18 protein-coding genes, 2 tRNA genes and 2 rRNA genes (1 of these 22 cut by a window edge) are annotated in these 23,297 nt (G+C 40.5%); 8 read left to right on the forward strand and 14 right to left on the reverse strand.

The annotated features are described in order from the left end of the window. From HIPMA_RS07235 to HIPMA_RS07285, 11 genes are all read right to left on the reverse strand, one after another. A 23S ribosomal RNA gene (locus HIPMA_RS07235) occupies nt 1–1,043 on the reverse strand (it extends 2,253 nt beyond the left edge of the window). A 124-nt stretch (nt 1,044–1,167) separates the two neighbouring features. After that, a tRNA-Ala gene (locus tag HIPMA_RS07240) sits at nt 1,168–1,243 on the reverse strand. A gap of 2 nt (nt 1,244–1,245) precedes the next feature. Next, nucleotides 1,246–1,322: transfer RNA gene (locus tag HIPMA_RS07245), tRNA-Ile, on the reverse strand. Nucleotides 1,323–1,410: 88 nt separating this feature from the next. Continuing rightward, nucleotides 1,411–3,068: ribosomal RNA gene (locus HIPMA_RS07250) — 16S ribosomal RNA — on the reverse strand. Together the 16S and 23S rRNA genes with 2 tRNA genes alongside form the textbook arrangement of a ribosomal RNA operon. A 309-nt stretch (nt 3,069–3,377) precedes the next feature. Next, nucleotides 3,378–4,640 (reverse strand): pyridoxal phosphate-dependent aminotransferase, encoded by a 1,263-nt coding sequence (locus HIPMA_RS07255; RefSeq protein ID WP_013682383.1) that lies wholly within the window; start codon nt 4,638–4,640, stop codon nt 3,378–3,380. 11 nt (nt 4,641–4,651) lie between these two features. Then, nucleotides 4,652–6,703, reverse strand: coding sequence for a TRAP transporter permease (locus HIPMA_RS07260; protein ID WP_013682384.1), 2,052 nt, complete (start codon nt 6,701–6,703; stop codon nt 4,652–4,654). Between the two features lie 81 nt (nt 6,704–6,784). Then, nucleotides 6,785–7,786 carry a TAXI family TRAP transporter solute-binding subunit gene (locus tag HIPMA_RS07265; RefSeq protein ID WP_013682385.1) on the reverse strand — a complete coding sequence of 334 codons (1,002 nt, stop codon included), beginning with the start codon at nt 7,784–7,786 and terminating at the stop codon, nt 6,785–6,787. A gap of 155 nt (nt 7,787–7,941) precedes the next feature. Beyond that, nucleotides 7,942–8,436 (reverse strand): YbaK/EbsC family protein, encoded by a 495-nt coding sequence (locus tag HIPMA_RS07270; protein WP_013682386.1) that lies wholly within the window; start codon nt 8,434–8,436, stop codon nt 7,942–7,944. 2 nt (nt 8,437–8,438) lie between these two features. Beyond that, nucleotides 8,439–9,491 carry an NAD-dependent epimerase gene (locus HIPMA_RS07275; RefSeq protein ID WP_013682387.1) on the reverse strand — a complete coding sequence of 351 codons (1,053 nt, stop codon included), beginning with the start codon at nt 9,489–9,491 and terminating at the stop codon, nt 8,439–8,441. Beyond that, nucleotides 9,491–12,892 carry a DNA polymerase III subunit alpha gene (gene dnaE, locus HIPMA_RS07280; RefSeq protein WP_013682388.1) on the reverse strand — a complete coding sequence of 1,134 codons (3,402 nt, stop codon included), beginning with the start codon at nt 12,890–12,892 and terminating at the stop codon, nt 9,491–9,493. Before dnaE ends, HIPMA_RS07275 begins: the two co-directional genes overlap by 1 nt. A gap of 66 nt (nt 12,893–12,958) precedes the next feature. After that, nucleotides 12,959–13,699: a DUF3108 domain-containing protein gene (locus HIPMA_RS07285; protein WP_013682389.1), complete on the reverse strand. Its 741-nt coding sequence runs from the start codon at nt 13,697–13,699 to the stop codon at nt 12,959–12,961. A 119-nt stretch (nt 13,700–13,818) separates the two neighbouring features. Here HIPMA_RS07285 and HIPMA_RS07290 point away from each other — a divergent pair, with 119 nt between their 5' ends. Genes HIPMA_RS07290 through HIPMA_RS07310 form a run of 5 tightly spaced genes read left to right on the forward strand, consistent with a single transcriptional unit; the run spans nt 13,819 to nt 17,547 of the window. Next, nucleotides 13,819–14,769, forward strand: coding sequence for a methyltransferase domain-containing protein (locus HIPMA_RS07290; protein WP_013682390.1), 951 nt, complete (start codon nt 13,819–13,821; stop codon nt 14,767–14,769). Next, a complete protein-coding gene (locus HIPMA_RS07295) occupies nt 14,769–14,957 on the forward strand; it encodes a hypothetical protein (RefSeq protein ID WP_013682391.1) in 189 nt (62 codons plus the stop codon). The genes HIPMA_RS07290 and HIPMA_RS07295 overlap by 1 nt, the downstream gene beginning before the upstream one ends. A gap of 27 nt (nt 14,958–14,984) precedes the next feature. Further along, nucleotides 14,985–15,212 (forward strand): FeoA family protein, encoded by a 228-nt coding sequence (locus HIPMA_RS07300; protein ID WP_013682392.1) that lies wholly within the window; start codon nt 14,985–14,987, stop codon nt 15,210–15,212. Continuing rightward, complete coding sequence (gene feoB / locus HIPMA_RS07305; protein ID WP_013682393.1) at nt 15,209–17,098, forward strand: ferrous iron transport protein B; 1,890 nt, start codon at nt 15,209–15,211, stop codon at nt 17,096–17,098. The genes HIPMA_RS07300 and feoB overlap by 4 nt, the downstream gene beginning before the upstream one ends. Next, nucleotides 17,095–17,547 carry a ribonuclease H family protein gene (locus HIPMA_RS07310; protein ID WP_013682394.1) on the forward strand — a complete coding sequence of 151 codons (453 nt, stop codon included), beginning with the start codon at nt 17,095–17,097 and terminating at the stop codon, nt 17,545–17,547. Before feoB ends, HIPMA_RS07310 begins: the two co-directional genes overlap by 4 nt. Nucleotides 17,548–17,558: 11 nt before the next feature. Here the strand turns inward: HIPMA_RS07310 and sucD are convergent, their stop codons facing one another. Both sucD and sucC read right to left on the reverse strand, forming a co-directional pair. After that, nucleotides 17,559–18,446: a succinate--CoA ligase subunit alpha gene (sucD, locus tag HIPMA_RS07315; RefSeq protein ID WP_013682395.1), complete on the reverse strand. Its 888-nt coding sequence runs from the start codon at nt 18,444–18,446 to the stop codon at nt 17,559–17,561. A gap of 3 nt (nt 18,447–18,449) precedes the next feature. Beyond that, nucleotides 18,450–19,658, reverse strand: coding sequence for an ADP-forming succinate--CoA ligase subunit beta (gene sucC, locus HIPMA_RS07320; RefSeq protein WP_013682396.1), 1,209 nt, complete (start codon nt 19,656–19,658; stop codon nt 18,450–18,452). 159 nt (nt 19,659–19,817) lie between these two features. On the opposite strand from sucC, the gene HIPMA_RS07325 reads away from it, so the two are divergent. Beyond that, the gene (locus tag HIPMA_RS07325) at nt 19,818–20,993 is read left to right on the forward strand and encodes a thiolase family protein (RefSeq protein WP_013682397.1); all 1,176 of its coding nucleotides are present in this window, start codon (nt 19,818–19,820) and stop codon (nt 20,991–20,993) included. Between the two features lie 12 nt (nt 20,994–21,005). After that, nucleotides 21,006–21,785 (forward strand): enoyl-CoA hydratase/isomerase family protein, encoded by a 780-nt coding sequence (locus tag HIPMA_RS07330; protein ID WP_013682398.1) that lies wholly within the window; start codon nt 21,006–21,008, stop codon nt 21,783–21,785. Between the two features lie 30 nt (nt 21,786–21,815). Here HIPMA_RS07330 and folE2 read toward each other — a convergent pair whose 3' ends face one another. Next, nucleotides 21,816–22,586: a GTP cyclohydrolase FolE2 gene (gene folE2, locus HIPMA_RS07335; RefSeq protein ID WP_013682399.1), complete on the reverse strand. Its 771-nt coding sequence runs from the start codon at nt 22,584–22,586 to the stop codon at nt 21,816–21,818. A 124-nt stretch (nt 22,587–22,710) separates the two neighbouring features. On the opposite strand from folE2, the gene HIPMA_RS07340 reads away from it, so the two are divergent. Beyond that, nucleotides 22,711–23,205 (forward strand): hypothetical protein, encoded by a 495-nt coding sequence (locus tag HIPMA_RS07340; protein ID WP_013682400.1) that lies wholly within the window; start codon nt 22,711–22,713, stop codon nt 23,203–23,205. The last annotated feature ends 92 nt before the right edge of the window (nt 23,206–23,297 follow it).

Consider the following 23,297-nt stretch of genomic DNA (forward strand, 5'->3'; position numbering starts at 1 on the left):
GTCGCCCGTAGCCTGACTCCCCCGGATGGTACAGGCGGTATTCGGAGTTTGACTGGGTTTGGTAGGCTGGTGGGCCCCCTAGCCCAATCAGTGCTCTACCCCCGCCGTCCTTACCGGGAGGCTATACCTCAATATATTTCGGGGAGAACCAGCTATCTCTGAGTTTGATTGGCCTTTCACCCCTATCCACAGCTCATCCGAGCAGTTTTCAACCTACACCGGTTCGGGCCTCCAGTGGGTTTTATCCCACCTTCACCCTGGCCATGGATAGATCACTCAGTTTCGGGTCTGCTCCACAAGACTAAACGCCCTATTCGGACTCGCTTTCGCTACGGATGCGAGGCTTAATACCTCTTATCCTCGCCTTGTAGAGCAACTCGCCGGCTCATTATGCAAAAGGCATGCTCTCAGGCTGTGCAAAGCACATAGCCCTCGAACTGATTGTAGGCATGCGGTTTCAGGTTCTATTTCACTCCCCTCGACCGGGGTTCTTTTCACCTTTCCCTCACGGTACTGGTTCACTATCGGTCGATGGCGAGTATTTAGCCTTGGAGGGTGGTCCCCCCAGATTCGGTCAGGGTTCCACGTGTCCCGACCTACTTGGGAACAGACGGGAGAGTCTAAAGTTATTCTTTTCGCCTACGGGGCTTTCACCCTCTATGGCGTGGTATCCCAACCACTTCGACTAAGAATAACTCAGGCTCCGGCCTGTGCGCACCAGGCCTACCATCTGTCCCGCTACCCCCTATACGCAACGGGTGCGCCCTTTAACACGTATAGGGTTTGGGCTGTTCCGCTTTCGCTCGCCGCTACTCGCGGAATCTCGGTTGATTTCTTTTCCTCCGGCTACTGAGATGTTTCAGTTCACCGGGTTAGCGTCCACACAAGGTGGACGGTGAGGGTTTACCTCACCGGGTTGCCCCATTCGGAAATCCCCGGATCAAAGCTTGTTTGGCAGCTCCCCGAGGCTTATCGCAGCCTACCACGTCCTTCATCGCCTGCCATCGCCAAGGCATCCACCGCATGCCCTTAGTAGCTTAGGCTCATACCATGTTCTTTAATGCTTAGGTACTTAAATTTCCCCTATTTATTTGCGGCTTGTTTTCTCCTCTTCATTGCTTTTTAAAAGATCACCCGTGTTGGCCACAGGGCTAAAGGATTTTTTACTGGTGGAGGCTAGCGGGATCGAACCGCTGACCTTCTGCGTGCAAGGCAGACGCTCTCCCAGCTGAGCTAAGCCCCCACTGGTGGGCCTGAGTGGGCTCGAACCACTGACCCCTGCGTTATCAGCACAGTGCTCTAACCGGCTGAGCTACAGGCCCTCAATCCCTTGGCTCTGTGACCTATACACAGTAATAGCCAAGATGGAAGACAGCGCTGGCAATAAAGTTTTAATAATGCACACCTTAGAAAGGAGGTGATCCAGCCGCAGGTTCTCCTACGGCTACCTTGTTACGACTTCACCCCAGTCGCCGACCCTACCATGGACGGCTGCCTCCCCAAAAGGGGTTAGCCCACCGTCTTCCGGTAGAATCGACTCCCATGGTGTGACGGGCGGTGTGTACAAGGCCCGGGAACGTATTCACCGCAGTGTAGCTGACCTGCGATTACTAGCGATTCCGGCTTCATGCAGTCGAGTTGCAGACTGCAATCCGAACTGGGGGATGGTTTTTGGGATTAGCTCACCCTCGCGGGTTTGCAACCCTTTGTCCACCCCATTGTAGCACGTGTGTAGCCCTGGGCATAAGGGCCGTGATGACTTGACGTCATCCCCACCTTCCTCCAGGTTATCCCTGGCGGTCCCCTTAGAGTGCTCGGCCGAACCGTTAGCAACTAAGGGCGAGGGTTGCGCTCGTTGCGGGACTTAACCCAACATCTCACGACACGAGCTGACGACAGCCATGCAGCACCTGTGCTGGCTCCCTCACCCGAAGGTAAGGGTCGTTCCCCTTTCGGTTCACTACCACCAGCATGTCAAGCCCAGGTAAGGTTCTTCGCGTATCATCGAATTAAACCACATGCTCCACCGCTTGTGCGGGCCCCCGTCAATTCCTTTGAGTTTTAGCCTTGCGGCCGTACTCCCCAGGCGGGACGCTTAACGCGTTAGCTTACGGCACCGGGAAGAGTACCTCCCGACACCCAGCGTCCATCGTTTAGGGCGTGGACTACCAGGGTATCTAATCCTGTTTGCTCCCCACGCTTTCGTGCCTCAGCGTCAGTTGCGTTCCAGTGAGCCGCCTTCGCCACCGGTGTTCTTCCCGATATCTACGGATTTCACCCCTACACCGGGAATTCCGCTCACCTCTCCCGCACTCTAAGACCTGCAGTATCCAACGCAGTTCTTGGGTTGAGCCCAAGGCTTTCACGTTGGACTTACAGGCCCGCCTACGCACGCTTTACGCCCAGTGATTCCGAACAACGCTCGCACCCTACGTATTACCGCGGCTGCTGGCACGTAGTTAGCCGGTGCTTCCTCTGAGGGTACCGTCAAGTGCAAAGGGGTATTAGCCCTCGCACCTTCTTCCCCTCTGACAGGAGTTTACGACCCGAAGGCCTTCATCCTCCACGCGGCGTCGCTGGGTCAGGGTTTCCCCCATTGCCCAATATTCCCCACTGCTGCCTCCCGTAGGAGTCTGGACCGTGTCTCAGTTCCAGTGTGGCTGACCATCCTCTCAGACCAGCTACCCGTCGTAGGCTTGGTAGGCCGTTACCCCACCAACTACCTGATAGGCCGCGGGCCCATCCTGAAGCGATAGCTTGCAAGCAGAGGCCACCTTTCCCCCCTGCACTTATCTTAAAACACAGAGAATTAAAAGAGTAAAAGAGGTAAAGGACAAAACACATAACCTCTTCTACCATCCTCTTGTATTCTAAGATAAGTGCAGGGGAACTATCCGGTATTAGCCCACCTTTCGGTGGGTTATCCCGGACTTCAGGGCAGGTTACCCACGTGTTACTCACCCGTGCGCCGGTTTACTCGTCTCCCGAAGGAGACTTTCTCCCACGACTTGCATGTGTTAGGCACGCCGCCAGCGTTCGTTCTGAGCCAGGATCAAACTCTCATGTTAAAACATGAAAAGAAAGATTATCTTATCTGGCTAAAACTCTATATCAACCAGGGCTATCTTTCCATCTTGGCTTTTAAAAGACCGTGTCGCTTCCAAGCGACGGAATGAGAATATAATACACTTTGGGGGAAAAGTCAAGGGTAATTTTTTAGAAAATTAAAATTTGTAAAAAGCCTATTCAAATAAGCATTCCCTAAAAAGCCCACCTGCTTTTTTAACCAAAAAACCAAACTTTTTCCAAAATAATTATGTATTTTAAACAAAAAAATAACTTTTACACTTTTACACATTTTTACCCTTAACGGCTCCCTATAGCCCTGAAACCCAATCGCATACTCTATCTATAGCCTCAATAGTATTTGCACAATATTTGCGCAAGAATTTTTCATCAACTTCCTCTTTCTTTGCAGCCTCTAAAGCAACCTCACCATCAAAATCAACATATGCTATTCTTGCTGTAAACTCATCAGAAGGCCTTCCAAAATCATCACCCGGCAAAAATGCAACGGAGGTTTCATCCAAAACAGTGCTGCAGAGCTGCCTGCTTGTGTATATACCCTTTCTGTTCAGTTTATCCTTCAGCTTAGAAAAATCGGGTAAATAGTAAAATGCCCCATCAGCAAGCGGCGTATCTATTCCAACCTTGTTAAAGCTATCATAGATATACAACGCCAAACCTTTAAGGATCCTTCTGCTGCGATTTAGATAATCAACAATCTCATCATCAAATTCAAAAGCCCTTATGGAAGCATACTGAATAGGTGCACTGACTGATGTAAATGTTTCGCTGGCAACCGATGCCATCTTATCAGCCAACCAAGACAACTCTTTTGGTATGGCAAATGTCCCAAGCCTCCAACCTCCAGCACCACACCACTTACTCAAGCCGCTACTAATTATTGTTCCTTCTGGATAAAATTTAGCTATGGATATATGTTTACCCTCATGATGCAATTCGCCGTATATCTCATCCGAGATAATAATTACACCAAACCTTCGTGCAACCTCAGCAATCTCTTTAAGCTGACCCTCGTTATATGTCTTGCCGGTTGGGTTGTTGGGATAGTTAAGAATCATAACCTTTGATGTATTGGGATTATTCTTGCAGTACTCCTCAAGCGTGCCAGCTTTAAGTAGCCAATCATTTGCTTTTGTTGTGTTAAGCCAGGACACCTTCCTGCCCAGGATCTTTGCCTGAGGGGCATACGAAACCCAGCTTGGGGAAGGTAAAAGCAACTCAGAATACATAACAAGCTGTGCTATAAACATCAACTCTTTGGATCCCGGACCTATCAAGATGTTATCAGTCTCAATTTCAATTCCTTGGGATTTTAAATAATATTTTCTTACAGCCTCCCTTAACTCATAAAGCCCCTTCACAGGTAAATAGTCTTTAATATAAGCGTATTTTTTTAAAGATTCTACAACAGGCACAGGAACAGGAAAAGGTGATTGCCCAAGACCAAGTTTATAAACCTTTTTTCCTTGGGCAATCATAAGATTGCTTTTTTCATTTATCTCAAGCGTGGCAGATAAAGGCAAATCTACAACATTCATGTTAACACAAGACATACCTCACCCCTTTAAGCAGCCATTGCTGGCTTTGATTTTATCCTCATTTTTTGCTCAAGGTAGAGTAGCGCAAATACACCCAAACCGATAAAATACATATAATATTTCATATTGGTTGGCAAGTGAAGCCAATGCAAAATACCAGCTGGATTAAATAACACCCATGATGTAAACAAGAAGAACGGTATCTCATACCACTTATTCTTTGTTAAGAACCATCCTTGAAGTGCACTGGCAAAAGCAAAAGAACCTAACACAGCCATTGCAAATATCATTATTATCTTAGGCCAACTTGTTATATGATGGAGTATTAAATCCGGATTAAATACAAACATAAAGGGCAAGATAGCTGTTCTCATATCGTAAATAAACCCCTGGACTGCTGTTGGTATAGGATCGGCATCGGCCAATGCCGCAGCAGCGTATGCAGCCAATCCCACAGGCGGTGTATCGTCAGCTATGATTCCAAAATAGAAACAGAATAGATGAGCTGCCATTAATGGAACAAAAAATCCGTAATTTTGAGCAATTGTAACAATAACAGGAGCCGTTAAAGATGCCATAACGATGTAATTTGCCGTTGTAGGAAGACCCATACCCAAAAGTAAGCTTGCCATAGCCGTAATGATCAACAACAAATATATGTTTCCATGGGACATAGCATCTACAAGCTCTGTTATCATACTTCCTATACCTGTGGCAACAAGACCCACCACAACACCAGCAGAAGCACAAGCTAAAGCCACTATAACCATATTTCTTGAGCCGGAAACAAATGCTTCAGCCGTGAGTTTAAGGGAATTTTTGATAGCATCAGCAAAGGTCGCTCCTTCTTTTTTAACCTTCATAATCTCCTGATACAATATAACAAAAATAAGTATAATAATTGTTCTAAAAGCAGACATAGCAGGGGAGTGCCTTAAAACCATCAATTCAACAACAAGCCAAGTAATAGGAATCAAATAATGGAATCCATTTTTCAAAACCTCTTTAGCGTTGGGCAACTCTTCTTTAGGCAAACCCTTAAGCCCAAGTTTACTTGCCTCCAAATGGGAAACATAGAACAGTGTGATATATGCAACCAGAGCCGGAATAAATGCGGCTTTTACAACGGCAATATAAGGAACATTGACATATTCAGCTATAATAAATGCAGCAGCACCCATAATTGGTGGCATTAGCTGACCATTAATGCTTGCCGCCACCTCTGTAGCTCCTGCCTTAGTTGCAGGATAACCTGTTTTTTTCATCAGAGGAATAGTAAATGTTCCTGTTGTAACAACATTTGCAACCGATGAACCCGATACAAGACCGGTTAAGCCGCTTGCCACAACAGCGGATTTCGCAGGTCCTCCTTTATATCTCCCAAGCCCAGCAAAGGCAAGATCGATAAAAAATTTACCTGCACCAGCCTTATCAAGCATAGCACCGAGTAAAACAAACAGATAGACAATATTTGTAGAAACCCTCAAAGGAATACCAAAAATGCCCTCAGTGGATAAAGATAATTGACTGACATATTTATCAAGTGTAACGCCTTTATAAGCCAGCAAATCTGGAAGATAGGGTCCTAAAAAACCGTAGATCGTAAAAAGTATTCCTACAGCAGGCAAAGCAGGTCCTACAGCTCTCCTTGTTGCCTCAAACACCATTACAACTAAAGCCACCCCGAAAACAACGTCAGTTAAACTGGGCGAGCCCATGCGCATGGATATACCATTCCATTCAACAGTTATATAAAGAGCTGTAGCAACACCTATAGCTGCAAATACATAATCCATTATTGGAATCCCTTCTCTTTGAGACAGAAACGGTAAGGCCTTTATTTTTTTCTTTTTAAAAAATGGGACAGACAAAAATATCATCGCCATAGCAAATGCAAGGTGTATGGAACGTGCGAAAGTGGAATCAAGCGTCCATACGCTTGCTATTAAAAGTTGAAATATTGCCCAGCTAACACCAACAAACATAACAAGGGCATGTTCATACTTATTGAGTATCCTTACATCGCCTGTATCTTCCTTTATCAGTTCCTCTACAAGTTTTCTTTTTTTCTCATCCATAAAAAACCCCTTCCAAAAGGTTTTTGGCAAAAAAAATGGGTGGCAAAAGCCACCCGAGAAATTCAAATCAGTTAGAGCTTGTTATTTAATAAGATTCTTTGGTATGTATTTTATAAGACCACTTTCTTTATAGTATTTCAAAGCCCCGGGATGTATAGGAGCCGTTAGACCCTCAAGCATATTTTTCTTTGTGAGAATGGAAAATGCCGGATGCAACTTCTTGAATGTATCTAAATGATCAAAGACCTCTTTAGTTATAGCATAAACTACATTATCCGGTTCGTTCTTACTTGTAACAACAGTAGCTTTAACACCAACAGTCCAGATAACAGGCTTTTCATTTGCAGCCATCGGGTAGAATTTCTTTACAGGTATCTCAGCCTTTGCATAGTATGGATGTTCTTTAAGGAGTTTTTCAACAGGCTTGCCGGTAATAGGAACAATCCTAACCTTAATTCTGCCACTTGTTGCCTCTTTTATGTTTCCATTTGGATGCCCTACTGTATAGAAAAATGCATCGATCCTACCATCTTGAAGTAAACCGGGCGCCTCAACAGCCTTTACATACTCTGGCTTAATATCCTTTAAAGAAATACCAAAGGCCTTCAAAATATCTTTTGAGTTCTGAAGCTGACCAGAACCCGGGTTGCCTAAATTAACCCTTTTACCCTTAAGATCATAAACACTCTTTATTCCACTATTTACAGATGCAACAAGTGTAATAGACTCAGGATGAAGGGTAAATACACTTCTTAAATTCTTCTGAGGACCCTTCTTCTTCCACTCTGCCAATCCATACCAAGCCTCATACTGCCTATCAGACTGACAGATTCCAAAATCAAGATCACCACTCAATACTGCATTAATGTTGTAAACAGAACCACCAGTGGATTCTACAGTCATTTTGATGTGATACTGTTTAAATTTGGCATTAACCATTTTGGAAATAGCGCCACCAGCAGGATAGTAAACTCCTGTAACACCACCTGTTCCTATGGTGACAAAAGTAACCTTTGCATTGGCACTAAAACCAAGCGTTAGCATAAACACAAATGCCAACAATCCGTAAACGAGCTTCCTCATACACACCTCCTAAAAATTAAATTCCAATTAAAAATTAACGAACTACCCCTAACCCTTAAAATATAACAAAACCCTACCATTGTCAATGAAAAAATTTATCTATAGATTAATTTTTGTTTAATTTTTTAAAAAGTGAAATTTTTGTCTGATATTATTTATTTTTTAGTAATCGCTACATCCACAACTATTAAATTCAATACTTTTTTTAAATCTTCAGTGCTTATTTCAACTAAAAAACCACGTTGGCCACCATTTATCAGAATTGTATCAAATTCAAATATATCCTTTTGAGCAAAAATATTCATCTTTGTTTTTAAGCCAAAAGGCGATGTACCACCAACCTTATAACCAGAATACTTCTCAGCCTTCTCAGAAGGAGCTATTTTAACGTTTTTTACACCCAAAACTCGGGCAAGCTTCTTAGATGAGACTTCATAATCTCCATTCATTAAGACTACAAAAGGCTTTGATGAGTTATCCTCAAAAATAAGCGTTTTAACTATTCTGTGCTCTTCTACGTTAAGCTGCTTTGAAGATTCTAAAGTCCCACCGTGGTCAATATATTTATAAAAATAGGGTTTAAATTTAACCTCATTCGACCTTAAAAACCTCAATGCCTGAGTAGATGGTAGTTTTTCCTTTTTCGGCATACTTATACCCCATAGAAACTTCTATACCACTCAATAAAGTTCTTTATACCTATCTCAGGTGGCGTATGCGGCTTGTAATTCAATTCTTCTATTAATGCAGATACATCCGCGTAGGTTGATTCAACATCACCAGGCTGCATGGGCAAAAGGTTTTTCTTTGCTCTTCTGCCTAGCTCTTTTTCTATTATCTTAATGAACATATCAAGACTTACCGGCGAATTATTCCCTATATTGTAAATCCTATAAGCAACCTTAGAACTTGAAGGGTCGGGGTTTAAAGCATTCCATTCTTCATTGGGTTTTGCAGGGTTCTTTATAACCCTAACAATACCCTCCACTATATCGTCGATATAGGTAAAATCCCTCTCCATCTTGCCATAATTGTAAACATCTATAGGTTTATCCTCTAATATATTTTTAACAAATCTAAAAAGAGCCATATCGGGTCTACCCCAAGGACCATAGACAGTAAAAAACCTCAACCCAGTAATCCTTAAGCCGTATAAATAGCTATAGGTGTGGGCCATCAGCTCATTAGATTTCTTTGTTGCAGCATATAGACTAATGGGGTGGTCAACATTGTGTTTTTCTGAAAAGGGCTGTTTTTTGTTTAAGCCATATACGCTGGAGGATGAGGCAAAGCTTAAATTCTCAACACCAAAATGTCTGCAGGCCTCAAGTATATTCAAAAAACCATATATATTGCTATCTATGTAAGAATACGGATTTTTCAAAGAATACCTAACACCCGCCTGAGCTGCTAAATTACATACAGCATCAAATCCAAAATCCTTAAAGAGAGCATCTACACCCTCCTTATCCTTCAAATCAAGCCTAACAAATGTGTAATTATTGTACTTTGAAGACCTAACGGGTCTGGAGTATTCTATCTTGGCTTCCTCAATGCCAGACTCTTTTAGCCTTGCGTATTTCAGCCCTACATCGTAATAATCGTTTATATTATCAATACCCACGATTTCAAAACCATCTTTTGCAAGTTTGTTCGCTAAGTGAAACCCTATAAAACCAGCTGTGCCTGTTATTAATATTTTCATCAATATCCCTCCTTCTTAAAAGCAAGTCTGACTCTTATGTTATGTTTCTTTAAAGTCTCAAGTAATGTAGCAGTTGCAGCTATTTTCATATAGGTATGTACTGTATAAAGCGCATTTTTATCTTTAAACCTTATAAATAGTGGCTTATCGCCCTTATTCCTTTGGAGTATTGTCTTTATTTTCTCAATAGAGCCTATATCTTTCTCGCTCAAAAAGACCTCCACACCATCAATATAGTTGGATAGTTTACTATACTCAATTATATCTTTGACAATAAGGTTAACCTTTTCTGTAGTTGGATCTATATTGCCTATAATAATAAGAAGCTTACTTTCATCAAAAAGCTTCCCATATTTCTCATAGAGTTTGGGAAATACTGTAGCTTCAAATGTTCCCTTAAGATCCATAAACTTAACAATGGCCATAGACTCTTTTCTTTTTGTTTTCATCTTCCTTATAGCCACAGGTATCCCCGCCATTACAACCTCTTTATCAAAAACAGTTGAGGCTGTTTCGCTGTCTGCTGTAATAACTGCATTTACCATGTTTTCGTACTTGCTCAGCGGATTTGAGCTTACAAAGAAACCCAGGAGCTCTCTTTCATATTCCAAGATCTTTTCCTGGGTAAGCTCTTCAACATCAATAAGTTCAGGATAAGCCTCTTCTTGTTTAGTAGACCCAAAAAGAGCCACCATCTTTTTATTGGCCTTTTTTGCATTGGTTGAAACCCAATCAAGTAAAACATCTACAGAAGCCAAAAGAGTAGCCCTATTCTGATGCAGGGAATCAAAACACCCGCTCTTTATAAGACTTTCCAATACTTTCTTATTAACCTTTCTTGTATCAGTCCTCTTCAAAAAGTCGAATATGCTTTCAAACTTAGATTCTTTTCTAATCTCAATGATGTTTTCTATTGCAGCATCTCCTACGTTCTTTATGGCAGAAAAACCAAATCTGATAACCTTTTTACCGTCTTTCTCTGCAACGGCAAAGTCGTGAAAGCTGTCGTTAATATCCGGTGGCAACACGGTTATCTTCATACGATTACACTCTTCTATATATTTGGCTATGTTATCCGTATTGTTTTTTTCGCTTGTTAGTAATGCACTCATGAAGTATGCTGGATAATGTGCCTTCAGATACGCCGTCTGATAGGCAATGTAGGCATAGGCAGCAGAGTGAGATTTATTAAAACCATACTCTGCAAATTTTGCCATCAAATCAAAAATCTCCTCTGCCTTTTCCTTGGACACCCCGCGCTCGACAGCCCTTTTAACAAAGATGCCCCTCTGCTGATCCATAACTTCTTTCTTCTTCTTACCCATTGCTCTTCTTAGGATATCTGCTTCACCTAAAGAGTAGCCTGCAAGTTTACTTGCTATCTGCATAACCTGCTCTTGGTACAGTATTATTCCGTATGTATCTTTTAGAATACCCTCAAGTTCAGGCAACGGGTATTCAATGGGTTTTTTGCCGTGTTTTCTATCTATGAAGTCTTGAACCATGCCGCTACCTAACGGGCCCGGTCTATATAGTGCCACAAGGGCTATTAGATCTTCAAATACAGTGGGCTTCAAATCCATAATAAGCCTTTGCATTCCGGATGACTCAAGCTGAAAAACGCCAAGTGTATCGCCTTTTTGTAAAAGTTTGTATGTTTCTTTATCATCAAGCGGAATCTTAGATATATCAAACCCATTGCCAATAAGCTTTACCGTAGTATCTATAACGGTCAGGTTTTTAAGCCCCAAAAAGTCAAACTTAATAAGCCCTATGTCTTCCAGAAAATCTTTTGAGAATTGAACGGCTATAGTATCTTCACCCGGCGCTTTGTACAGGGGACAGCTTTTATAGATGGGCTCTGTAGAAATTACAACGCCTGCTGCATGAATGGAGGCATGGCGTTTAACCCCCTCAAGTGTTTTTGATATCTCAAAGAGTTTCTTAACATTATCGTCTTTTTCTATTTCTTGTTTTAGTTGGGTATTGGATTTTATTGCACCATCTAAATCTTCACCGTTTGGTATCATCTTGGCTATTCTATCTGCTTCTTTGTAGGGGAAACCCATAACACGAGCAACATCCCTAACAACAGCCTTTGCGCCCATCGTTCCAAAGGTGATGACCTGGGCTACATTATACTCCCCATACTTCTCCCTCACATAGTGTATGACCTCATCACGCCTTTCTGCGCAGAAGTCCACATCTATGTCTGGCATTGTTACCCTTTCCGGATTAAGGAAGCGCTCAAATAGGAGGTTGTATTTTATCGGGTCTATGTCTGTTATACCAATTGAGTATGAAACAAGGCTACCAGCTGCAGAACCCCTTCCAGGACCAACAGGAATACCATTTCTCTTAGCATAATTAACAAAGTCCCAAACGATAAGGAAGTAGCCTGAAAAGCCCATCTGTTCTATTATAGCAAGCTCATGTTCAAGTCTCTTTTTGTACAATTCCTTTTTACCATTATCAAAACCCGCGGTTTTTTCTTCCAAGCCTTTATAAGCAAGCCTGCGCAGATATTCTTTTTCATCTGAACCATCGGGTGTACGATAATGGGGCGGTGCAAGTTTGCCTAACTCTAACTCCACATTACACATGTCTGCTATTACTTTAGAGTTATGGACAAACTCTGGATTGTCTTTGAAAACTTCCAGCATCTCCTCTTCGGTTTTGAAATAAAACTCCTGAGAACCCATCTTCATCCTGTCTTGGTCGTCTAAGTGCTTATTTGTCTGAACGCAAAGGAGAGCATCTTGGGCTATAGCATCCTCTTTGTTTAAGTAGTGGCAATCGTTTGTAGCAACTATGGGTGTGTCTGTTTCTAAACCCAATCTTATTATTTCCTTGTCTATCCTTTGCTGGTCTTCCAATCCATGCCTCATGATCTCAAGGAAGAAGTTCTCCTTGCCGAAGATCTCCTTGTATTCTTGAACAACCTTTTTTGCACCTTCAAAGTCGTTGTCTAAAAGTCTCAATTGAACTTCCCCATGAAGGCAAGCACTACCTGCTATGATGCCCTCTGAGTGCTCTCTTAGTAGATTTTTGTCTATGCGTGGCTTGTAATAGAAGCCTTTCAAGAAAGCCATACTACATAGGTACATTATGTTCTCATAGCCTTTCTTGTTTTTGGCAAGAAGTGTTATGTGATAATTACCCTTTGTTTGTTTATCATCCAATGTCGTAGGTGATATGTATCCCTCAAAGCCAAGTATGGGCTTTATGCCATTTGATTTTGCGGTTTTGTAGAACTCCAAAGCCCCAAACATGTTGCCGTGGTCTGTGAGGGCTACCGCAGGCATGCCGCTATTTTTGGCCTTCTCCACCATATGTTTTATTCTGCTTGCACCATCAAGCAGACTATATTCTGAATGGTTATGCAAATGCACAAAAGCCATCTAGCACCTCCAAAAATACTAACTCCATAATACCATTATAGCCAAAACAGAAAAAACAAAAAGGCATCAGTAAACCTCTAAAGAAACCAAACGCGCCCTGAATTTACCTATAATATGCCACATCTCTATAAGTAAAGGAACCTTTGGATCATCCATAGAAATCCAGGCAAAGAGTTTTTTAACCTCTTTTTTCTTCTTAAGCGCTCCCTCTCTGGTTAACTTGTAAAAAGCCAAAGAAACCTTTAACGCCTTTCTTTTTCCCTTTTTTCTACCTAACAAATCCAAGTTTATTGTTTCTATTTGTAGTGGCGTTATAGTTACCCTATACAAATGCTTTGATACAACAACATCTTTGTAGTAGATTTTATTAAATTCAAACTTTCTATTTAAAAAGAAAAGGTAGACGTACAAAGGGGAGTAAACACCATTTTTTGAGGTTATTTTATATTTTTTTGCATTGTTGTTTTTTTCATATAAAACATCAGCGTAAGTTGCATTGTCAAATTTTACAGAAACTTTCTTAAAACTTCTTGATGTCTTTTGATAGCTTTTATACATAACACTTCTTTTTTGCCTATAATTAAAAATATCTTCTATATTAACATCAAGTCTGTAAAAAAATCTAACTATAGCTGTTGTTTTTCCATTGAAATTGAGTTTATATGTAGAGTTATCCTTTTCTACAGAGAGAGTGCCGTATCCTGCTGTAAGACCACTAAAATCAAATTTATACTTAGCCTCAAAAGAGCTAAACCCAAAAGCATTAACAGAAAAAAGCAAAAATATAGCAACAAAAAATTTATACATTTTACCCCCTCACATTTTAGATTCTATTCAATTTTTCAGGATAACTCAAACTTTATTATCGTTCTTGCCTTTAGGCAAACATTTTATTAGAATAACATCTTAAAAAGAGGGAGGATACAATGAGAAATCTTATAGCCGTGGCTACAGATAAGGACAGAAAATCTATATGGAAAGGGCATTTTGGTATGTCTCCGTTTTATAGCATATTTGACAACGACGGCAATCTAATTGAACAGAAAGAAAACCCATACGCAAAAGGAAATAAGCACCATGATGACCCAAACCTGATAGTAAATCTCTTAGACAATGTATATCTGTTTATTGCTTACAATATGGGGAAAAAATCAAGGGAAAAGCTAACAAAAGAGTTAGGCATAAAATCCCTGCTTGTGGATGCAGAGGATATATACAGCGCAAGAGATTATTTTCTTCAGGCGAGAAAGAACATCGATGTATTTGAGGAATGTACTGAAAAATATGAGGAGTGGTTTGACAAATACTCTGCAATTTATGAAAGCGAGCTAAAAATGCTTAAAGCCATAATACCAAAATTCGAAAGGGCATTGGAGATAGGTGTGGGTAGTGGAAGGTTTGCTGCACCTTTAGGAATTAAAGAGGGCATTGAACCATCTGAGAAGATGGCACAGATAGCAAAGCAAAGAGGTATAAAGGTATATCCAGGGTTTGCAGAAAATCTGCCATTCATGGACGAGGAGTATGATTTCATACTTATAGCTGTAACTATATGTTTTGTAAAAGACCCAAAGAAAACACTCAAGGAAGCCTATAGGGTTTTAAAGAAGGGTGGCAAGATCGTCGTGGCAATAGTTGATAGAGCAAGCGAGATAGGCAAGGAGTATTTAAACAAAAAGGAAAAGGGGAGATTTTACAAATATGTAACATTCTTCTCTGCCGAGGAGTTGCAGGATATACTCAAAGAAACAGGTTTTGAGGCGGAAAACACATATCAAACGCTGTTTGGCAAAAGCATAAAAGAAATAAATTCACCTCAATCTTTTAAAGAAGGATACGGCGAAGGTGGATTTGTTGCTGTGGTGGCAAAGAAATAATGGAATGGGTTATACAAAAAGCTTTTGAAAACACTATAACCACAATATCAATCATTATATTTACAATATTTTTAGTAGTTGGCCTTATTGTTTGGCTTTATTTACCATTCGCCGTTTTGTCAATAAAAAAAGAACTTGTGAGAATAAGGCAACTTTTAGAGGAACTTAAAAATATTAGTCTTGACTAACAAAAAAAGTTGCGTATAATCGCAAGTATGAAGCTGACAAATGGCGAAGTGGGCAAAAGCTACATAGTAGCCTCGATTGATGGTGGCTGCATAGCAAAGGACCGAATCTTAAAATTAGGCATAATCCCTGGTAGCACAATAACCATAAAGAGAAAGGCACCTCTAAGAGGTCCTTTTATGGTTGAAGTAAATGGTAGCGACGTTGTTTTGGGTCGAGGTATTGCATCAAAAATAGCTATTGTGGAGATTAAATGAAAGTAGCGCTAATTGGACAACCCAACTGCGGTAAAAGCACCCTCTTTAATCAACTTGCAGGTTACAAGAGTCTATCAGCTAATTTTCCGGGGGCTACTGTAGAGTACACAAAAGGAAAAACATACATAGATAACGAAGTTGTTGATATATTCGACCTTCCTGGCACTTATTCTTTAAGCTGGTATGATGATGCTGAAAAAGAAACAGTTAAAGCGCTATTTTCTGAAAATATAGATGTAATTGTAAATATAATAGATGCATCAACATTGGTAAGAAGTATTGAATTGACTATAGAGCTTATGTCGTTAGAAAAACCTATGGTTGTTGCATTGAATATGATGGATGAGGCCCTGCGCAAGGGCATATACATAGATGTAAAAAAGTTAAAAAACATATTAGGTGTTGAAGTTATACCCATAATTGCCAAAAAAGGCAAAGGCATAAACAAACTTCTAAAGGCTATAAAAGAGGCAAAAAAACCAACAAAACGATGTGTTTATTCAAAGAATGTGGAGAAATATATAAATCTACTCTCAGATTGCATAGAAAAAGAGAAAATAAAAAGCAATTGGCCTACAAAAATGCTGGCCATAAAGGCAATTGAGGGATTTGAACCGTGTCAGAAGTTAATAAAGGAAACAGCCAATTGCTCAAGAGAACTTGAAATTGCAAAAACAGCCCTTCAGGATGGGCTTGTAATTATACAGGAAAGACACGCATTGTGTATGGATATTTTCGAAAAAAGCTCAAAAGTTAAAAAACCGCCAAAGAAAAACTTAGAAACTATGCTTGACAGCATTCTTTTACACCCAATACTCGGCTATGTATCTATGATACTTATTTTTTATGCTATATTTCACATTGTATTTAATGGCGGAGTACCTATAGAAAACTTTATAATCGGAGTATTTGAAAAGATAGATGCGTATATAGAGGTGGCTCTTTCATCAAACAAATTACTCATGTCCATTACAAAGGGAGTAGTTGATGGTGTGGGTGCAGCATTTGGTATAGCTTTTCCTTATCTGTTACCGTTTTTATTCCTAATTTCTCTACTTGAAGATGTAGGTTATCTGCCCCGCATAGGTTTTCTGATGGATTCAGCTATGCACAAAATGGGTGTTCACGGAACAAGCGTTATACCATTTGTCTCAGGATATGGATGTAGCGTACCTGCAGTTATGGCTACAAGAATACTAAAAAGCAAAAAAGAGAAATTCATCTCGGCATTTTTGGCCTCTATGGTACCCTGCTCTGCAAGAACAACCGTTATAATGGGTCTTGTAGGTTACTTTCTGGGTTATAAATATGCTATTCTTTTATACGGACTTAACATAGTTGTTATTTTTATAACCGGAATGATCTTGAAGCGACTCTTACCTGGTATAAGTCCTGAAATGATAATAGATATACCACCTTATAGACTCCCAACAGCAAAAACCCTACTTTTAAAAACCTGGCACAAAGTAAAGGACTTTATATATCTGGCTGTTCCTATGCTCATTGGTGGAAGCGTGGTCTTAACACTAATAGACTACTACAAGCTTAGCCAATATATAAACGGCATATTCGCTCCATTTCTTGAAAGAATCTTAGGACTTCCCGCAGCCATAGGCGTTGTTTTGATATTCGGCATATTAAAGAAGGAGTTAACCCTTCTCATGCTATATCAAGCCCTGGGTCTTGCAAGTATATCACAACTACCACAAGTTATGACACACAAGCAGATGCTTGTATTTACCGTATTCGTTATCTTTTACATACCCTGTCTTGCAACCATAGCGGCTATCAAGAAAGAAGTAGGCACAAAACAATCACTCGCCATTACCCTTTTAAGTTTTATTATCGCTTCATTCCTGGCCTTTTTAGCTAAAATAGTAATATGATTGTTGAGGTATATACAGACGGAAGTTGTTTTGAAAAACACTCCATAGGTGGTTGGGGTGTTTATATCATCTTTAATAAAAAAGAGATAAAATTTTCGGGTTTTGCAGAATGCTCAAGTTCAACCTCAATGGAGCTTATAGCTGCCTTAAAAGCCTTAGAATATCTACACCAATACTCAGATGAGATAGAAGAGATTGAGTTTTATATAGACTGCGACTATACAGCTAAACTAATGAAAGAACTCAAAAGCAAAGATAAGATCTCATTTAGAAGCAAAACTTCCTTTAGGAATAGAAAGACTTTAATGCTCCTTGCCCACTATGCAGCTATGTTTAAAATCAATTGGCACACAGTAAAATCTCATCGTGGAATAAAGGGCAACGAGATAGCCGACAGTTTGGCTAAAAAGGCCGCTAAATTAGGAATAGAAAGAAAAAGGGGGGGCTAGAAACCACCCCTTTAAATTATAGCCTTTTCTTTAAGGACTTTGGCTATCATTTCTCCAATATATCCGGGGTTCTCTATAGTATGAACGCCAGCCTTTCTCAGAGCCTCATATTTGGATTCTGCCGTACCACTCTTGCCCATAATAATAGCACCAGCATGCCCCATTCTTCTTCCTGGAGGTGCGGTTCTTCCTGCAATAAAGGCGAATACAGGCTTTTTAATGCCTCCTTTGGCTATAAACTCAGCCGCCTTCTCTTCTGCATTACCACCGATCTCACCCACCATCATAACAGCTTCAGTTTCTGGGTCTTCTTCGAATTTCTTAAGCCAGAATATATAATCGGTTCCCACTATTGGATCACCACCAATTCCAACACAGGTGGATTGACCCAATCCAGCCCTTGTTATCTGATCCGCTGTTTCATAAAGCAGTGTTCCACTCCTTGAGATAATGCCTACGCTTCCCCTTGTAAAGATATGTCCTGGCATAATGCCTATCTTTGTGGCACCGGGTGTTATGATACCAGGGCAGTTTGGTCCAATAAGGGTTACGCCTTCTTTTTCTATAACCCTTTTAACTTTAACCATATCAAGAACAGGTATACCTTCTGTTATACAAACAATGGTTTTTATACCGCTTCCAACGGCTTCTAAAATTGCATCGGCTGCAAATGGAGGTGGAACGAATATCAAGCTAACATTTGGATGAGTCTCCTTAACCGCCTCCTCTACTGTATTAAAAACAGGAATATCTCCAACCTTCTGACCGCCCTTACCGGGTGTTACACCAGCAACAATTTTGGTGCCATAATCTTTGCAGGCAAGTGCATGATAGCTTCCCTCTTTTCCTGTTATACCCTGCACCAAAACCCTACTTGTTCTATATACACATACAGCCATTTATTACTTCTCCTTCTTTTCTTCTTTTGTGGTTGTTTTTTCTACAGTAGCAGCTTTGCTATTTGCCAGCTCAGAAACCATTTTGGCGGCTTCTCTTAAATCATTTGCTATGTAGAACTTAAGCGGGCTTTTCTTCAATATTTCCATACCCTCTTCTTTATTCATACCCGTAAGTCTAATAACAACAGGTATCTTAACTTCAACCTTCTTAAGTGCCTGAATTATACCGTTCGCCACTTTATCGCATCTTACTATACCGCCGAAAATATTAATAAATATGGCCTTAACGCTTGGATTTCTTGTAATTATCTCAAAACCTTTAGCTATTGTTTCAGGAGTTGCCTCACCTCCAACATCCAAGAAGTTTGCAGGATCGCCGCCTGCAAGCTTAATAACGTCCATTGTTGTCATTGCAAGTCCAGCACCATTAACCATACATCCTATGTTGCCCGTAAGCTTAATAAAGTTTAACCCCGAAAATCTTGCTTCAAGCTCATCAGGATCGACCTCTGTCAGATCTCTCATCTTAGATATCTCTTTTCTTCTATAGAGAGCATTATCATCAATATCCATCTTGGCATCAACAGCCAACATATGTCCAGATTTAAGCACAACAAGCGGATTAAGCTCAAGTAGAGAGCAGTCCTTCTCAACAAAGACCTTATAAAGGGCACTAAATATCTTTGCAGCCTCCTTTTCCTGAGCCATCAAATCCAAATCGTATTTAAGCCTTCTTATCTGATAGGGCAAAAATCCAACAGCTGGATCAATAGGGATTTTAATAATATCCTCTGGATACTTCTCGGCCACCTCCTCAATACTCATACCACCTCTTTTGGAGGCAATAACTGTGGGCCTGGATGTTGTTCTGTCAATAACTATCGAAAAATAAAGCTCCCTTTCTATGTCTGCAGCCTTTTCAACAAGCAATTTCCTTATCTTAACACCCTCAGGCCCTGTCTGTTTGGTTACCAACTTCTTACCAAACAACTCCTGAGCTATCTGCCTAACTTCATCCGATGTTCTGGCTATTTTTACGCCGCCAGCCTTTCCTCTTCCGCCCGTTAATACCTGAGCTTTCAACACCACAGGAAGGCCCAATTCCATAGAGACCATCCAAGCATCATCAGGGAAATAAGTTACTCTACCCTCCGGCACAGGTACGCCGTATCCTGCCAAAACCTCTTTGGCTTGGTACTCGTGAAGTTTCATCCAACAACCTCCAGTAAAAAATAAACTACAAGTTAATTTATAACCTCCTCTAAAAATAGCACCTAAACAATTCAAAGTCAACAAAAAACCTTTTTTTGTCAATAAAATACTTGAAACAAAAAGAATAATGTGCAAAGTTAAAAAACAAGGAGGTGGATTATGAGTGATGTATTTATAGTGGAAGCCTTAAGAACTCCATTTGGTGGTTTTGGGGGAAAGCTAAAAGATATAGAAGCGCCTGCATTGGCAAGTGAAGTTATAAAAGAACTAATGAAGCGTACAAGGTTGGACGGCGATAGTATCGACGAGATAATCATGGGAGAGGTATTAAGCGCTGGCGTGGGACAGGCACCAGCAAGACAAGCAGCCATATATGCAGGTCTACCATACAAAGTTCATGCTTTGACGATAAACAAGGTTTGTGGCAGCGGCCTAAAATCTGTTATGTTAGCTGCCCAATCTATAATGGTGGGTGATTCAGATCTGGTTATAGCTGGTGGTGCAGAAAATATGTCAAAAGGTCCGTATTATCTTAAAAACGCTAGATTTGGCTACAGAATGGGCAATGGCGAAGTTATAGATGGCATGGTGAACGATGGTTTATGGGATCCTTACAGCAATATTCACATGGGTGTAATCGCCGAAAACATTGCAAAAAAACACAACATATCAAGAGAAGAACAAGACGAGTATGCTATAAGGTCCTATAAATTAGCCCAGAAAGCAACAGAAAATGGTATACTAAGGGAAGAGATCGTTCCTATAACAATCAAAACAAAAATAGGTGAAATTACTGTTGATAAAGATGAAGACCCTTACAAAGTTGTTTGGGACAAAATCCCCAGACTAAGACCTGCATTTGTAAAAGATGGAACTGTAACTGCTGTAAACTCATCAACTATTTCCGACGGTGCTGCATTCTGCATGCTGGCAAGTGAAGACGCGTTGAAAAAATACAACCTAAAACCGTTGGCAAAACTTGTGGCTTATTCAACAAACAGCCTAGCACCCGAACTATTCCCAGAAGCACCAATAGGAGCCATAGAAAAATGTGTTAACAGGGCTGGACTAAAGTTAGCCGACATAGACCTTTTTGAGATAAACGAGGCATTTGCAGTCGTTGTGCTGGTTGCCATTAAGCAGTTGGGATTAGACATAGAAAAGGTCAATGTAAATGGTGGTGCTGTTTCTATTGGACACCCGATAGGCGCAAGTGGTGGCAGGTTGGTTGCTACACTTATAAAACAGATGAAAAGACAAAACGCAAAATACGGACTCGCTACACTATGCATCGGTGGTGGTGAGGCTGTTGCAGCTATCTTTGAAAATACCTAAAGGGGGCTAAGCATGAACAAAATAATCTTGGAAGTAAAAGAAGGTATCGCTTATATCACAATAAACAGACCAGAGAAAATGAACGCTCTGGACGATGAGGCACAAAGGGAGCTAAATCAAAGTATCGATGAGGTAAACTCAAACAAAGATATACGCTGTGTTCTCATTGCGGGAAGCGGAGAGAAATCATTTGTGGCGGGCGGTGACATAGGCCTGTTGAAAAAATTATCCCCAAAACAAGCCGTTGACTTTGCACGTACAAGTCAAGAGATTTTCTCCAAAATGGAACAATCAGAAAAACCGTTTATCGCTTGTGTTAATGGATACGCACTTGGTGGAGGATTTGAGCTGGCATTAGCATGCGATTTTATATATGCAACAGAAAACGCAATATTTGGTCTACCCGAGACAAGTTTAGCAATCATCCCAGGATTTGGCGGTACACAAAACCTTTCCCGACTCGTAGGTAAAAACATAGCAAAAGAGCTAATCTTCACGGCAAGGAGAATTACGGCAAAAGAAGCAAAAGAGTTAGGCATAGTCTCAAGGGTTTTCAAAACAAAGGAAGAGATGCTTAACTACGCAGAGGAAACCGCAAGACAAATCATGAAAAACGGGCCTATAGCCGTGGGCCTAGCAAAGCGCGCCATCGTAGACGGCTTCGATCAAACAAGAGACGAAGGCCTTAAATACGAGGCTAGCCTGTTCGGCTTAGCATTTGCTACTGAAGATGCCAAAGAAGGTCTTACGGCGTTTTTGGAAAAGAGAAAACCCGTATACAAAAACAGTTGAACTATGAGGTAATGGTAATATAAATTAGAATCATCTGTTTATAAAAGCATAAGCGTTGTGATTGTGGATGCTTTCGAAGTTTTCAACCTCAACACTAAAGTGGGGGATACGTTTATCTTTGGAGAGCTCTAAGGTTATATTCCTTGCTATATCTTCTACAAACATTGGATTATTGTAAGCTTTTTCTGTTACAAACTTTTCATCAGGTCTTTTCAGAAGGGAATAAATCTCGCAACTTGCTGAAGATTCGGCTACCTCTACAAGCTCTTCTATCCAGACAAATTCGGCAAGTTGCGCCCTTATTCTTGCTACACCCCTTTGATTGTGGGCACCATAGCTGCTTATCTCTTTCGAACAAGGACACAAGCTCGTTATGGGCACCTCAACATTCAAAAACAACTCTTCTGTATGGCTATCACCAAAAGCCTCAACCTTGCAATCATAACTCATAAGAGATTTTATTTTAGTAACAGGAGCCTCTTTCTCTATAAAATAAGGAAAGTCAAACTCTATGTAAGACTTTCTCGCATTTAGCTTTTCTCTCATCTGCTTTAGAATTTTTCCTATTTTTCTTATGTCTATACACTCCCTGTTCTCGTTTAAAACCTCTATAAACCTACTCATGTGAGTACCTTTAAAATCACTCGGTAGAAGTACATACATATTAACTGTGGCTATCGTATGTTGCCTTTTTTTTGTTCTATCCAGTAGCGTTATAGGGTAGCGCAGGTTCTTAACACCCACCTTATCTATAGGTAGGTTTCTGTTATCCCTTAAAGATTGAACATCGGCAAGCTTCATAACAGAAATATTTTACTAAAATTTTCAATTTTGGCAAACTTCATATCATCTTATTAAACAAAACTTATTGACCCTTATAGTTTAATATTATATGATTAGAAAATATCTATTAAAGGAGGCGAGCATGAAAAAAAGTATTTTTTCCTTTCTAACGGCATTATTTTTTCTGATCTTTATCCCTGTATCTACGGTTTCCTCTGCTCCACTAAGCTGCTCTCAATTTTCCGTACATGTAGATGCAGGACAACCAAATGGAAACGAAGGGCCTATAAAACAGGTGATATTGAAATTCAGCGGTATAACGGCATCTGTCAACGGCAAAGGCTATGGTTTATCCGTTTCTGGTCCGCCTACCGTGAGAACATACTACTTCTCAAACGGAAGAGCCAGGGGTATTTATAATAAAGGAAGGAGTTTGACATTCAGTTATTTCACCTCAGGCAAATTAAGTTCCATAGCCTACAGAGGTAGATTAATACGATTTTACTATTACACAAATGGAAGAATTAGAGGTATAGAATATTCTGGGTACCATTTAAGATTCAGATACTATAGTAATGGCAAATTAAGAGGTGTGTTCGGTCATATACCATGCATAACCTATACATTCTACAACTAACATCTCAAGCGGATGTACCCCATCCGCTTGATCTCTAATCTATCTAAACTCCATAAAACAACTCTATAAATATTGACTCAACAAAATTTTGA

The sequence above is a fragment of the Hippea maritima DSM 10411 genome, from assembly GCF_000194135.1.
In the GTDB taxonomy this organism is placed as follows: Bacteria; Campylobacterota_A; Desulfurellia; order Desulfurellales; family Hippeaceae; genus Hippea; species Hippea maritima.